Source organism: Pigmentiphaga daeguensis, from assembly GCF_039523035.1.
Classification (GTDB): Bacteria; Pseudomonadota; Gammaproteobacteria; order Burkholderiales; family Burkholderiaceae_B; genus Pigmentiphaga; species Pigmentiphaga daeguensis.
Window position 1 is genome coordinate 23867 of sequence record NZ_BAAAEN010000037.1, and the last position, 13399, is coordinate 37265.

General features: G+C 63.1%; 20 protein-coding genes and 1 pseudogene. 1 reads left to right on the top strand and 20 read right to left on the bottom strand.

The features are described from left to right. Positions 1-164: 164 nt before the first annotated feature. The 20 genes and pseudogenes from ABD104_RS27950 to ABD104_RS28040 form a co-directional block, all read right to left on the bottom strand. Entirely contained in the window at positions 165-1148 is a 984-nt protein-coding gene (locus tag ABD104_RS27950) for a tyrosine-type recombinase/integrase (RefSeq protein WP_343928653.1), read from the bottom strand. Positions 1149-1165: 17 nt separating this feature from the next. Continuing rightward, positions 1166-1297 (bottom strand): annotated as a pseudogene (locus tag ABD104_RS30365) (helix-turn-helix domain-containing protein); the annotation flags it as partial. Further along, entirely contained in the window at positions 1294-2067 is a 774-nt protein-coding gene (locus ABD104_RS27955) for a DNA-methyltransferase (RefSeq protein ID WP_343928654.1), read from the bottom strand. The pseudogene ABD104_RS30365 and the gene ABD104_RS27955, both read right to left, overlap by 4 nt. Next, complete coding sequence (locus ABD104_RS27960) at positions 2061-2288, bottom strand: hypothetical protein (RefSeq protein ID WP_343928655.1); 228 nt, start codon at positions 2286-2288, stop codon at positions 2061-2063. The genes ABD104_RS27955 and ABD104_RS27960 overlap by 7 nt, the downstream gene beginning before the upstream one ends. Beyond that, positions 2285-2716, bottom strand: coding sequence for a DUF551 domain-containing protein (locus tag ABD104_RS27965; RefSeq protein WP_343928656.1), 432 nt, complete (start codon positions 2714-2716; stop codon positions 2285-2287). The genes ABD104_RS27960 and ABD104_RS27965 overlap by 4 nt, the downstream gene beginning before the upstream one ends. 205 nt (positions 2717-2921) lie before the next feature. Continuing rightward, positions 2922-3161, bottom strand: coding sequence for a hypothetical protein (locus tag ABD104_RS27970; RefSeq protein ID WP_343928657.1), 240 nt, complete (start codon positions 3159-3161; stop codon positions 2922-2924). Beyond that, the gene (locus ABD104_RS27975; protein WP_343928658.1) at positions 3158-4327 is read right to left on the bottom strand and encodes a hypothetical protein; all 1170 of its coding nucleotides are present in this window, start codon (positions 4325-4327) and stop codon (positions 3158-3160) included. The genes ABD104_RS27970 and ABD104_RS27975 overlap by 4 nt, the downstream gene beginning before the upstream one ends. Positions 4328-4519: 192 nt before the next feature. After that, the gene (locus tag ABD104_RS27980; protein WP_343928659.1) at positions 4520-5713 is read right to left on the bottom strand and encodes a hypothetical protein; all 1194 of its coding nucleotides are present in this window, start codon (positions 5711-5713) and stop codon (positions 4520-4522) included. A 78-nt stretch (positions 5714-5791) separates the two neighbouring features. Further along, the gene (locus tag ABD104_RS27985) at positions 5792-5953 is read right to left on the bottom strand and encodes a hypothetical protein (protein ID WP_343928660.1); all 162 of its coding nucleotides are present in this window, start codon (positions 5951-5953) and stop codon (positions 5792-5794) included. Further along, positions 5946-6362: a hypothetical protein gene (locus ABD104_RS27990; protein ID WP_343928661.1), complete on the bottom strand. Its 417-nt coding sequence runs from the start codon at positions 6360-6362 to the stop codon at positions 5946-5948. The genes ABD104_RS27985 and ABD104_RS27990 overlap by 8 nt, the downstream gene beginning before the upstream one ends. Before the next feature lie 3 nt (positions 6363-6365). After that, positions 6366-6893: a hypothetical protein gene (locus ABD104_RS27995; RefSeq protein ID WP_343928662.1), complete on the bottom strand. Its 528-nt coding sequence runs from the start codon at positions 6891-6893 to the stop codon at positions 6366-6368. Between the two features lie 550 nt (positions 6894-7443). Continuing rightward, positions 7444-7758 carry a hypothetical protein gene (locus tag ABD104_RS28000; protein WP_343928663.1) on the bottom strand — a complete coding sequence of 105 codons (315 nt, stop codon included), beginning with the start codon at positions 7756-7758 and terminating at the stop codon, positions 7444-7446. A gap of 88 nt (positions 7759-7846) precedes the next feature. Further along, the gene (locus ABD104_RS28005; RefSeq protein ID WP_343928664.1) at positions 7847-8803 is read right to left on the bottom strand and encodes a recombinase RecT; all 957 of its coding nucleotides are present in this window, start codon (positions 8801-8803) and stop codon (positions 7847-7849) included. Between the two features lie 12 nt (positions 8804-8815). Continuing rightward, positions 8816-9733 (bottom strand): YqaJ viral recombinase family nuclease, encoded by a 918-nt coding sequence (locus tag ABD104_RS28010; protein ID WP_343928665.1) that lies wholly within the window; start codon positions 9731-9733, stop codon positions 8816-8818. Between the two features lie 456 nt (positions 9734-10189). Further along, positions 10190-10444, bottom strand: a complete 255-nt coding sequence (locus ABD104_RS28015) for a hypothetical protein (RefSeq protein ID WP_343928666.1) — start codon at positions 10442-10444, stop codon at positions 10190-10192. Next, positions 10441-10599 (bottom strand): hypothetical protein, encoded by a 159-nt coding sequence (locus ABD104_RS28020; protein WP_343928667.1) that lies wholly within the window; start codon positions 10597-10599, stop codon positions 10441-10443. The genes ABD104_RS28015 and ABD104_RS28020 overlap by 4 nt, the downstream gene beginning before the upstream one ends. Beyond that, positions 10592-10945, bottom strand: coding sequence for a hypothetical protein (locus tag ABD104_RS28025; RefSeq protein ID WP_343928668.1), 354 nt, complete (start codon positions 10943-10945; stop codon positions 10592-10594). Before ABD104_RS28025 ends, ABD104_RS28020 begins: the two co-directional genes overlap by 8 nt. 8 nt (positions 10946-10953) lie before the next feature. Further along, entirely contained in the window at positions 10954-11235 is a 282-nt protein-coding gene (locus tag ABD104_RS28030; RefSeq protein ID WP_343928669.1) for a hypothetical protein, read from the bottom strand. Between the two features lie 207 nt (positions 11236-11442). Continuing rightward, on the bottom strand, positions 11443-12213 hold the full coding sequence (locus ABD104_RS28035; protein WP_343928670.1) for a DUF2569 family protein: 771 nt from the start codon (positions 12211-12213) through the stop codon (positions 11443-11445). Between the two features lie 22 nt (positions 12214-12235). Next, on the bottom strand, positions 12236-13036 hold the full coding sequence (locus ABD104_RS28040; protein WP_343928671.1) for a S24 family peptidase: 801 nt from the start codon (positions 13034-13036) through the stop codon (positions 12236-12238). 34 nt (positions 13037-13070) lie between these two features. Here ABD104_RS28040 and ABD104_RS28045 point away from each other — a divergent pair, with 34 nt between their 5' ends. Further along, complete coding sequence (locus ABD104_RS28045; protein WP_343928672.1) at positions 13071-13298, top strand: transcriptional regulator; 228 nt, start codon at positions 13071-13073, stop codon at positions 13296-13298. Positions 13299-13399: the final 101 nt, after the last annotated feature.

The window sequence follows — 13399 nt, forward strand, 5'->3', positions numbered from 1 at the left end:
GTGGGATTCGAACCCACGGTACGGGGTTACCGTACGCCTGATTTCGAGTCGAACACGCGGAATACGCAGAACCGCGAAACGGCGTAGATGCTGGCCCTTCTGGCGTGCGCCAACTGCGCCAACCGCCTGAAATGCACCCAGTGTGCCAATATTTCCCCCACCGGTTAGGCGGCGACTTTGGCCCCGATTCTGCCCACCGCGGCGGCCAGGGTATCGGTCGCCAGATGAGCATACCGCTTCGTGCTGCGTGGGTCAGCGTGACCGAGCACCGCCCCCACCGTGTACAGGTCCACGCCGGCGTTAATCATGGCCGAGGCGGCAGAGTGCCGGATGTCGTGGAAATGCACCTTCGGCATGTCTACGGCCGCTCTGGCGCGCTGGAATGCGCGCTGGATGGTGATCTTGGGAGTTGACCGGTCGAGAGCCCTGGCGGCGCTTGCGGCCTTGGGGTGGATAGGCACAATACGCGGCGTGCCGTTCTTGGTGTCCAGCAGCCGAAACCCGGCCGGCGTGGGATCCGCGTTCAGGATCTCGGATAGCCGCATGCCGCTGTAAAAGGCGATCCGGATGGCGCACCGCCCTGCCCTGTTCGTGCAGGCCCTGGCCAGGCGCAGCATCTGCCCGCGGTCGATGTAGGTTTGCCGCTCGTTCCTAACCGTAGGTATCGTCACCCGGGCGGCGGGGTCAGCCTCCCCCATCCCGTGATGCTTCCAACCGTACCGACACGCGGCCGTCAGGTACCGGATTCGATTGCGGATTGAGGCAGCCGACAGCGGCCGAGGATCATCTGTCGCCCGAGTGGCCTCGGCTGCGTAACGCCGGCAGACGTCGGCCAGCGACGATAGTGGCTGGCCCTGGTACACCCACTGCATCAACTCGAGTTCCCGCTCGACGTTCTCGCCGGTCTTGAGCTGCGGAGCCCTCTCCTTCAGGTAGACGAGGACGGCGTCCTCGATACGACGCTCAGTGCGGGAGACGCCCTGCGTGATGGCGTAGAGTTCGGCCGACCGGGTTCGGTCGTAGGCGTCCGCTTGCGCTCGCGTCCACGCCTTCGGAAGAACTTTTCGAGTTCGGACTCGCCGCCCACCGACAACGCGGTCGAACTCAAACACGAAACAACCGCGCGTTTTATCTCGGTAGATCGGCATGATTGCTTGTATTCCAGGACATCGGATTCTTCGAAGGACACCCGCCGACCGATGCGCACGCACGGTATCGGCCCGGCGGGCGCAGCCAGCTCGTACACTTTCCGGGCGCTGACGCCCAGGATCTTGGCGGCGGCATCGGCGGAAATCATACTTCGCTTCCTCCCTCCGTCTTGCTTGCAGGGGTGGGGCCGACAGAAAGCAATGGCCACCCGCGCTCGAGCCGTTCGTTGGCCCGCACGTAGTATTCGGCCTTCCGTTCGATTCCGACTCCGGTCACGCCGGCCATGTCACACGCCACCAAGGTGCTGGCGCTCCCCGCGAACGGGTCGATCACTCGGCCGCCAGGGGGCACTGAGTAGCGCACCAGCGGCACCAGCAGCTCGACAGGCTTCTCCGTCGGGTGGATCGCCCGCCCGTGCATATTGGCGACCCGAATGACGCTCCGCTGCAGCCTCGGTCCGCCGTCCACAGACGTGTAGGCCATGGCCTCGATGTTTCCTGTGTGGGCTGGGCGCTTCTTGCGGCGCACCGTCTTCGCACGGGCGTCATTGGTCATCTGCGGCGCGCGGAACAGCTCCCGCCACCGCCCGCGATAGAACTGGACCACGTGCTCGTGAACGCGCCGGAAGCGATCATTGTGGAAACCGCTGCCGTTTTGTTTCTCCCAAACGATGTCCTGGGCATACTTGAAGCCGGCAGCTTCCATCTCAGCGAACACGCCCACCAGAGACCGCATGCTGCCAAACACCCAGATGCACGCGTTCGGCTTGAGTGCATGGGATACCCCCTTGATCCAGCCTGTTACCTGACGATCCCAGGTCAGGCTGGTGTCGCCGTAAGGCGGGTCGGTAATGCACGCGTCAAAGCTTGCGGGTTCCAGCGTCGGAAGGACTGCGCGGCAATCGCCATGAATCAGCATGGCGCCCCCTTCTCGGTTGCAGGGGTGCTGTACGTTGAGCGAATGATCCAGCCCTTCATAGCAAGGTCAACCCATTCCTGTCGCTTCGGGTGGCGACGATTCCACCCGTCGTCGCCGATGACATAGTGCGCCCCGGTGCCATCGGTCGCTATCCTGTCTCGGTATCGGCCGTTCTGGCGATACCAGGCGACCTCGGCGGCCTGATAATCGCTATGCGTCATTTCTGCTCACCTCCCTTTGCAGGGGTGCTGCGGGCGGCAGGCGGAGCCGGCAATGGCATCCAGTGCGTCGCCCGCCCGTGGCGCCATCCGCCCCGCTCACTGCCGGCGTAGTTGGCCTCGATCTTCCATTCCTCCGACCAGTCGTCCCACCACGCCAGCAGCACGGCCGTATCCAACGGCACGTCGATAGGGGCGTCCTCTTCGATCAGCATCCATCCCGCATCGCCCTGCGGGGAAGGGGCGCGGCTCGCGCGGTCAGCCAGGACGGCGGCGCGGAGCTGCTCGGCGGTGTAGTAATCGGCCGTCGCGCTGTCGTAGCCAAGGCGCTCGCGCAGCCCTGGGGTGCTGAACATACGCTGTTCGTATGGGAACAGCCGCGTGCCGACGTACAGCGCCGGCTCTGGCAGTTTGATATCGTCGTTGCTCATTGGGCGGCCCTCCATTCATCAACCCAGCTTGCCCCTATCACGGAGCCATCGGGGAGCAGTAGGCATTTCTGTCCAAGTACGGCGCACTGCATGCCGAACGGGGTGGTGCGAGCAATGTGATATGTCACCACGCCATCGAAGTGTCGGATTGCGACAACCTGCCTGCGCAGCAGCTTCGCGGCGATCTTGAGCATGAAAGGAGACATCACTCACCCCCTTCCCGCAGGGGCGAGCCCGCCAGGCCCCACCGCTTCAGTGCGTCCAGCGCAATGCCGTACATTACCGGATCAGACACGCGGACAGCGCGAGCCAAACGCTTCACCAGCACCGCCATGTTTAGCTCGCGTGCCGTAGGTGTCTGCTTTCGTCGAGTCCGCAGGACTCCGTAGACGTAGCCGCCATAGAATCCCAGAATCGCCATAACAACCAGGCTGACTTCGTTCATTCCTCGCCCCTTATGGCGCGCTGCATGGCGGCGTCGATGGCGGCGTCCAGCTGTTCGGCCGGCGAGTGTTCAAGGCCACTGTCGAACCAGATCTCGCTATCGGAGTCGGCGGCGAAACGAAAATGGCCGCGCAGCCACCGATACCGCGACGCATCCAGCGCATCCCCATCGGCGGCCGGCAGCGCCTCATCCCGGCCACTGATTCGCTCGCCACGCTGGTGCAGCATCATAGCGAAGTTCCCCACGTCTACCGGATCGCCCTTGGCGACGTGAGCGCGCAGCATGAGCGACAGCCGGTCCTGGCTGCAATCTTCCTTGTTGTCCCAGCCAGCCCGGCCCTCGGCACGCTTCTTCGCGAGCTTGGCTTTCATCGCAGCGGCGAAGCGATCCACGGCCACGTCGTCGGGATGCGGTGCCTGGGCGGCAACGGGGGCGGCATAAATCTTAGTGCCGTCCGCCCAGTCGTTCCCCTGTTCGTCCATGCCACGCGTCAGGACGGCGCGGGCGTGTCCGTGATTGCCCTTGTAGTCGATGTACCCGATGCTTCGCGGTTCCGCGCTCGCAGCAACGGGGGCGGCATCGCGGAACACCAGTGCCCGGCGTCGCCCGCTATCGATATCTCCGGGGGATTCGGTCAGGTAGTGGCCGAGCTCTGGTTCGTCGGGCCAGTCAACAAGCCACGCCACCGGCTCCACGCTCGCGGCCGGTGCCTGTGCGGCGCGTTCTTTCAGCAGCGCCACCCGCACGCTCCGCGCCATTCCGAGCGCGGTATCGAGGTCCGCTTTTTCCGGGTGGTCGCCTTCCAGCACCCGGCAGATGAATGCCATCTCGTAGTGCGGGAAATCGGGTGATGCGGCCGGTGCCTGCCCGTAGCGGGATAGCAGGGCGCGGGCGAAGGCGTCGGCGCGGATGAGCACTCCCTCGCTGGTCGTGCCATGCTCATAGATGTGGTCGAGCAGGGCGTCGAACTCTGGCATGCCGACGACGCTGACATGCTCATCGCTCGGCGCTGCCTGCGCTGGAGGTGTAGGGGCGGCGGCGAGCATGGCGTGATAGCATTCGAGGGCGTTGTGCGCGTACCAATCCACTTGCTTAGCGCCAGCTTCGAGCATCTCCGGCGTCGGCTCCACCGGCACCAACTTCCATTCGCGTCCATCAATCCACATGGCTCTCTCCCGACTCTATAGAAAGCGGTAGGTCATCCCATGTCAGGTAGCCGGCTGACTTTCTCCATCGGCCTTCTCTAACGCCATCCAAGAAAATTTTCACCGCTCGCTCCTTGTAGTAAACAGGCGGTTGACTGTGCCCATGAAATCCGGCCTGAATGCCCTTGCGAAATGGCGACATCCAAATTTTTCTCATGTCCGGCTCTCTCCTTGGGTGGTGCGGCCTATAGCGACGCGGACGAAGCGCATTACCTCCTCATCAGAAGCCCCAGCCATTCCCAAGCGTGCGCATCCGAGAAAGATGGCGTCGCTTATCTGCGGCACGGCTGGCGCAGCCTGGGCTGCATGCTCAGGCGGCTCGACGCCTGCCTCCGTCACGATGCTCTCGATGTTGCCGAACTGATCCTCGTCCAGCAGGTCAGCAAGGCGCGCCATGATTTTCTGCATGGCGCGGCGGAGGCGGTGGTTCTCCACGTCCAGGTGCTCGACCTGACTGGTGGCATCCTCTCCGGCCTGCGGCGCGGCAACCTGTAAGGATTCCTTAACAGTTGCCTGCGGCATGGCCGGAATACCCAGGGCGATCCGGGCGAACGTGCCATCTTCGACGGTGGCTGTATTCGCCTCGTCTTCGTAGAGGTTGGGCGGTTCGCCGCTCACGGTGTCCCATGCCGCCGAATCGTGTCGGATGAAGTGATCGCCATCCGCGTAGAACTGAAGCGCCGTGCGGAGCCGGCTATTTTCCTCGGCCAGCGCTTCGCCCGGAGGCTGCGGCGCTGCCTGTACGGCAGGGGCGGCATTGAGCGCGCGCACCCCGGCCAGCAACTCCCGGACGGCCGCGCGGAACAGCGACTCGTCGCCCGTGGCATTGAAGATCGTCACCTTGTCGGCGAGGGCTTGAATATTGCCCTCCGCCAGTGAGGCAGGGGCTGCCAGGGCGGCGCGCAAGATTTCCTTGGCTTCAGTCAGCCGTCGCGCACGGGCGTTCGACGGTACCGTTGCAGCGGCAGGCTGGGCGCGCACGTATTCGATGTCGGTGTCGTTCACCCGCTCTGCGCACCACGTCACCTCCGCCAACTGGCTGAATGGGGTGTTCGCGGGCACGTCGTCGTCGATCACTAGGAAGATGCGATCGGGGGCGCCCACTGGGGTAGCACTCTGCCCGCTGGGCGGTTGCACCTTCCCCGCGAGCCAGAACACCGCACACAGCGCGCTTTCAGCCCGGCCCCATACATCATGCTCGCGCGCCAGGCGCTCGAACGCCGGGTCGTCGTAGGGATCGCCGGCGCGGATGTTCTCGGGCGTGCCGCCAACATACGGCCGCGCCTCGGTATTGCTGGTCTCGATGGGCGGATCGTTGAATTGATCGTCACAAGCGGTACTACTCATCGTCGTACTCCACGTCGGAATTGCCGGACAGGCAGATGAAGATGCAGGAGACGCCCAGCAGGAAGCCGAGCGCGAGGGTTAGCCAGCACATTGCTCTATCTCCTGCGCCGCCGCTTTCACCGCGGCGCGCCATTGGGCAGCCGGCCACTTGCTGGCCAGCCTGCTGATTTCGGGATCCTGCGCGGACAGCACCGTACGGGCGTCGGCCAGGCAGGCGGTGGGGATGTAGATGTCAGGCACGCGCTTCTGCCCTCTTCATCGCCTTGAGTACCTGCATCGACGCATACAGCCGCGTGACATCGAGCTTGCCGATCAAGCCGTCAATGGCATTCACGCCCGCGCGGATCCTCTCCAGCAGCTCGGGTGCAGGCACCTGGCCGGCCGCCACAGCATCCTGAGCCGCGATCAGCGCGCCCGCACCATCCGAGATAACCGCTGCTACATCCGACCGCCGCGCATCGTTGCGCAGGTCCACCTGCAGCAGGTTGAACACCCCGGCCAGAGCGTCGAACGCCTCAATGCTGGGCGCCGTCTCCAGACCGCGCAGGGCCAGATGGGCGACCATGCCGAACTCATCGCGCAGCTTGGCCATCACGGGCAGCTTGCCGATGGGCTTGGTGCGGTGAGGGATGTAGGGTGGGCGGGGCATGGCCTATTCCTCGTCCTCATCGAACATCGAGCCCTGCGGATCCACCGGCGGCGTGACTGTGATGTCGATCTCGCCGCCTAGTACCTCATACAGCCGCGCGATCTGGTCCGCCGTCGGCGCGCACTTGACCCGGAACGTGATGTTGACGCTGCCGCCCTCCAGCAGCTCGGCAGCGAAGTGATCCACATCGACGGTCTCCAGCTCGATATCGGAGACCCCCCCCGTGCCGAAGCCGATCACGACGGTGGCGCCGGTGATGGTGTGCTTCAGGCGCAGCGTCTCGATCAGGTTGCCGAAGCGGCGCACGGTCATAGCGTCGGGGTCGGGCTTGAAGATCTCTTCCTGGTCGGCTGGCGTGTCGGCCGGCTTGTACATGGACGAGCGCAGCGCCGGGTGGAACTCGGACAAGATGCCGTTGCCGGCGGTGAACTGGATCTTGAGATCGGCCGCGCCGTGATCTTCATCGCCGTGCTTCTCGGCGCGGACGTTCAGATGGGCCAATGTCGCGGTCTGCTGCTGGATGGAGAACATAGTGGCTCCGTGGTGGTTAACAGGTGCCGGTCTTTCCCGGCTGCCAGCGGCGTTGCATCCGCTCCACCCGTTCACCCATGGGCTTACGCTGGGGCGGGCTCTGCACCCGCTTGCCGGCTTGCGTACCGGGGCTCTCCTCTTCGATGGCGCACCATCACAGCAGCGGGCCGGACGCCAACCCGGCATGGCACTGTCTGACGTGCCCCGCAGATCACCCGCACGAGCCTGGCAGCGGATGACACCCTTCTCCCCCGAGGAGTCGAACCCCGGCTTATTCCCAGCCTTGCGCGCCGTGTGATTACCTCTCGCGCTTCCGCTGCTGTGATGGTCCCGGTTACCCTCGTCCGGGGCCGCGCGATGGCGGCGGGTGTCAGGGTTTTGCTATCTCCATCCCCGGCTCTCCAGCCCTGCAAAGCTCCCCGGTTAAGTCGGTCTCAGGCTCCCCGCGCTGCTGGCCGACATGCCGCGCGGATCACTGCCTCTCTCACGGGAATACGGGTGGACAGCCGCGGGAATGCCTCCGTTGGTTGTGCGGCTGCCCTGGGGGAAATCAGAGCGCCAGGCGCTGGCCGATGTCATCGACCTGCCGGCGCAGATCGCGGGCGCGGCGGATGAACTCTTGCAGGCCTTCCACAATGGGCGGCTCGCCGGAAACCTCCTGCATGCCACCGACCGTGCACGGCACCGGGGGCACAGAGCGCAGGGCTGGCGATACCGCGCTGCGCAGGCGGTCGATGGCGCTGTCAAGGGCTTCGATTTCCTGGCCCAATTCGGGCAGCAGGCCCATGATGGTCACGGCAGGACGAGGTGGCGGAACGATCGCCTGTCCGATGGCTTGCATCTGTGCTTGGTTGCTGTCGTACATGCTCATTGCTCCTGTGGTGAATAAAAGAACGCGCGGCAAAGGATGGGAGGGGGGAAGTTAAAGAGCGAGGCCGCGCGCCGTGAAAGGGTCAGCCCTCGAGTTCTTCGAGGCGTGCGCGCCCGGCCGCTGCGATGGCTTCCTGATGCTCGGGCGGGACGGTGTCGCGCAACTCGTCGAGGTAGAGGTTCAGGGCTTCGGCGTTGCTGTGCTCCTTGATCTTGTCGAGCACGGGCGCGGGGTCGAAGGTGATCTGCGCCGGTGCATTGCCCTGGGCGCCCTCTTCGTCATCGCCATGCACCTGCACGAAATCGCCGTCGATGGTCACGGTCTTGCCGTCGTCGATGGCCTGGTCAACCTGCAGCGCGTTCTGCAGCTCGATGCTCATGGGCAGGTAGTTGGCCATGCGCCGAATGAGGGTCTTGCGCACCATCTGGTCATAGTCCGTCACCCACGGGCCGCTGCCGCTGGCCTTCGAGCGCGCGCGGACCTTGTTGACCTCGGTGATGGACATCCACTCCAGGTGATGGCCGCCATCCTTGAACTTGGCTACGCCGTAGACCAGGCGCGGCTTGCCACGATCACCTTCCAGGTAGGGCTTGTGCTTGAGGTTCGAGTCGATGCCCAACACCAGATCGAATTCGTCCTTCTCGTAGACGATGTTGGTTTCGATGCTGGTCACTTCGCCAGAACGGCGGGCCAGCGATATCAGACCCTTGTAGCCGGGGATGAACTGAGCTTCCAGGCGGTTGCTCTTGTTGTTCTTGAATGGCACGAGGTACGCCTGCCCCATGACGCCAATTTCGAGGCCCAGTTGCGAGGCCTGGATGATCGCGCCGAAGACGCTGATCGGGTCGCACTTCTGCAGCGTTGGGTTCTTGGCAAATTCGGTGCAGGCCAGCCGGATCATGCGGTCCGGGTTGACGTGCTTGGGCAGCGCGGCCGCGATCTGGTGCTTCTGCTTTTCCAGGAACCCGCGAAACGCGGTGACGGGATTTTGTTGCTTGTCGTCGGTGGCGACGCTGCGCAGGGCATTGGTTGCGCTCATGGTGTGCGGTCCTTACTTGAGGCGGAAAACGCGGGATTGAGAAACCTTCACGAATTGCTCATGCAGGTCAGGATGGGCGGCCTTGAAGGCGGTGGAGTCGAAGCGCCGGGCCTGCTGGCCCTTCCAGGTGGCGATGACGGCGCCGCGCAACGTCAAGTGCGTGGCGTTGCCCATGCGCACCTGCAGGCTCTCTTTGAGCTGGTCGGCCTGGTCGCCCAGGCGCTTCAGGTCCTCGGTGATGGATTTCAGGCGCAGCCATTCGGTCTCGGCCTGATCATCCGCCTCGATCGCCACCGCATCATCACCCTGGCCGTACAGCCGCATCACGTCGGTCGCCGTGGTGGGTTCGGGCGGATCCAGACGCTGGACACGCTCCCAGAACTCGACCTCCTTGGCGCGGATGCCGGCGATGGTCGGCTCGTCCCGGCGTACCTCGTAGATGCGGAAATCGTCGGCGCCGATCAGCACGCCGAAGATGCACCGCCCGCGCCCGGTGACCATCAGTCCGTGCATGGCCTGAGCGGCGTAGTGCAGCGGCACTTCGTCCGATTGCTGCTCGCCCCATTCCTTGGCCTTGAAAGGCGAGACTGTCTTGATCTCGACGTTGTCGCCGGCCGAGGTCTCGGCATCGATCTCAGCGGCAAGGAAGCCGTGCTCGGGGTCGATGTAGCGATTGCCCCGGCCAACGATCTGCAGGCCCGCTTCCTCGGCCAGCAGGTCGATGACATACGGCTCCATCCGCTTGCCACGGGCAAAGAGACGGGCCTTGTTCTGGTCGGGCTGATCGGCGCGCGGCTGTACCTTGTCGAGATACACGTCCAGGGGCGTGCGCCAAGGAGAGATACCCAGGATGCCTGCCACGTCGGAGCCGCCTATTAGCTTTGTCCGGTCGTGATTTTCAGGGGCGATTTTTAGGAGGGACATTGGCATAGTCTCCGAGATTCTTGAGCAGTCCGTCGTACTTGCAATGGCATGAGCGGCACAGTCGTATGTAGTCACTGGGATCGTGATATTTGCCGCTCACATTCGCCCACTCATACTTGCGATCTGTGGATTGCGAACCGCAGTGTTCGCATTTCTGAGGCCGCCCCCTGGTGGCATAAACGCGGTTGTGGGCCGCTTTGTAGGTAACCCGGTCCGCCTTCCATAGACAGTTGTTGGGTCCCCGCTGGTCTCTCTTTGCCGCCACGCGGCGCTCAATGCCACACCTGATCATGAAGAGGCGCAAGGCTCTATCCGTGCATCCAATTTCGACGGCCAACTCCGCTATCGTCATGCCCGATCCATACAAATGCCTGACTAGGCCCTCATTCAGTAAAGGGACGCGCTTGCTTTGTTTCCCGCCCAGGTACTTGGTGCGATCCATGTTGGCGTTGATGGGAGCGTTCACATTGCACCTATCGGGTTGTCGAACACGGCACGCGTGATAGCGGACTGGTCCGAGTTGATGTAGACGCAGCGGCGCTCACCGCCACGCTTGGCAATCCAGGCCTGCCGGCCGCACATGGCTACGGCGACCTTGTCGGCGCGCGAGTCATCGGCATGCAGCGCGACGACGTCGTTGCGGCCGACCTGCATGCCGTAGATGAAGGTGGCCGACGGCACCGCGGCCGCCAGCAGCAAGATGGCAATGGCTTTCATTCGCTGCGCTCCAGGCCGAGGGCGTCTTCGATGTCGCACACCAGTTCCTCGGGCTCCGTCCGGAGCCAGTCACCGATGATTGCGAGGTTGAGCGTGTCGCGGGCGCGCAGCAGGAGCGCGCGCAGGCGGGCGATTTCGACGGTCGGGTCAGCCATGGCGCACCCCCGCATTCCGCACCACCCTCTCCGCGTGCTGCACGGCCAGGCCATACACGGCCTGCGACATCAGCATCGCGGCCCGGGCGAGCACGGCCGGCGATTGCGACAGCGCCGCAGCGAACACGGCGCCGCGTTGGTCGGACGTCAGGATCTGCGTCAGGCGCGACGCGAGGTCCGCCCGGTTCAGGCGTGCGACCTGGCCGGCGACGTCGTAGAAGTCGAAAAACTCGCGCCGGCCCTCGAGCACGGCCTGGATCTGGTCCGAGGCCTCGAGCCGCGCTTCGTCGCACAGGTCGGCCAGGACTTCGGGGTCCAGGCCGGATGGATTGGTGGTGGTCAGCATGGCGGGCCTCAGGCGGTGGCTTTGGCGATGGCGGCGCGGGCTGTGGCGTATGCCGCTTGGCGCTGCGGATGATCCGGAAGGAACATTTCCGCCCTGACTACATCGCGCAGCGCCTCCAGCAGCTCGGGAGCGGCGGCGATGAGGCGGGCGTTGTGCTCCGTCTGCCCGGCCCGGTTGTAGTAGCCGGTGGTGGACGCCACGGGATACTCAAGTCCCTGGGCGTAGACCAGGCCCTGCATGCCGAACTCGTCGCGGAGTTCCCACGGTCCCGGTGTGTGCTTCGCTTCCATTTCCCCATCCTCCTTGCCCTGGTGGGCGGTGGTCCCGTTCGGCTCGCTGATGCGGCGTGGCGGGTTGATGGGGTAAATATTAAGCCCGTCGCTTATTGTTAGTCAAGCGATTCGCTTATTGTGAGTCGAGCGACGGGCTTAGGATAAACCCTTGGGGAATAAAAATGCCCTCCGAAGAGGGCGCACGCGCGGGGGCTACGCCTTCGATCAGGAGGGCGTCGGGTAGAGCTTGTTGTAATAAGTGTTTCGGACGCGTCTCGACAGCATTAAATATGCTGTCCAAATGCCTGCAATCATGACACTTCCCAAGCATTCACCAACGAATGACGGATCAGAGAAGTAACCCTCAAACGACACTCCCAAATAAGCGTTTGCTGACGCAGCATCAAATAGCGTCGCGAATGGGCCGCGTACCCAAAGAGCGGTTAATGCGAGTTGCACCGATGAAGGTTGATGCCTCTTAAGGAGTGCCCAACCCGCCGCGAACGACACAGCGCACACTACCGCCAAGAGTGCCCAGCTAGCAATTTTATAGGTCTGCCAAGCAGCCATTCCGACCAAATTTGGATAGGAACTCTCTGTCGTTTGAATGGCTTCCAATGTTTTCGCGATAGTCTGGATGGGGCCAAACGCAAGAAGTCCAATCGACAGAAGTAACAACCATCCGCCAACCCCTGTCGGCCCGGGATCTCTCTGCTTTTTTGGCGATGCCGCGCGACCAGCGTTGTGCAGATTCAGATTGCCGATGCGGACAAGACCGTCCGAATCGCGGGGGTTACCTGAGAATCCAGCAATAATCCAAGCAATCCCCTGTATAACAGCGAATGCAATCATCCCCGCAACCATCACAACAATGGCGAAGCTTGGTTCCCTCCCGAAGACTACGGCCACACTCAGACAAAGTGTGCCCACCAATGCGATCCATGCAATAACCGAAATCGCGCGGACGATGCGCCTTGCTCCCTCATTTATCACCATATTTTCTGCGTCTCCTGGCGCACTATAGCTTCTTCCCCCGCCAAGCCCATACGACACGCCCAAGCACATGAATGCTCGCGCGCGCGCCGTTCTCAATGCGTTCCGGCGGCCCAAAAAGTTGATTGTCCGATTGGATCATTAGCGCGCCGTCCTGCATTTGGCGCCGCACGCGCTTGATGAATAGGTCGTCTCCTCGAGCTAGCACATACACAGCATCGAGTCGTACTTCATGCACGCCTCGATCCACGAGAATTAGATCTCCATCGGAAAACGTCGGCTCCATTGAATCGCCGTAAGCAGTCAGAACTGCGAGGTTCTCCATTGAGGTAATGCTGGGGAGTGTGGCATGCACCCAAGTACGAGTCACACGCATTGAGTCGACGACTAGATCATATTCAGGCTGCTGGCGCCCATACCCCATGCTGGCGGCGGCATTGGTGATTGGGAGGAAGACGTCATCGGCGAGATCCGTGCGGGGCGCCACCTCGGCAGGCGTCTCGTTTATATGGTCGCGGTCCATCCAACCAGGAGATTTCCCTGTCCCGTCCTCAAGTTTCCTGGCAGCTCTTGCGCCCAAATTTCGAGGGCGCCCCGTTTTCTGGTCAACCGCGCGGCTTCTGATCTGACTAAGGTACACCGCAGATAGTCCGCAGCGATCTGCCAGCGCTTCGGCGGTTCCGGCCTCGGTCACGAGCGTTTCCAAATTTTCAAGGCGAATTTCTTCTACAGGTCTCATTTGGTCATTGGAAAGCAACCCGCTTAACTTCCGCCATGAGCGAATCGCTTGCGAATAATTAAGCGATGGGCTTAAACTGTCGCTCATGAAGCTAATCGACTACGTGAATCAGGGCCGAGGCATGCGAACCAAGCTGGCTACCAGCCTTGGCGTACCGCAGATCCTCATCAGCCAATGGGCGCTCGAGCAACGGCGCGTGCCGGCCGAGCGATGTCCGACCATTGAAAGGGCGACAGACGGCGCCGTTCGCTGCGAGGACCTCCGCCCCGACGTAGATTGGGCGTACCTGCGCCAGTCCGCTGCTCCCACCCCCGAGCCCACCCCCGCTGGGGAGACGAGCCATGCGTGATCTGGACATCGCTGCCATCGAACGCCTGTTTGGCGATGAGCACCCCGGCGTACTGCGCGACACCCTGGTTGACATGGTGCGCGTGGGGACGCTGCCCGGTA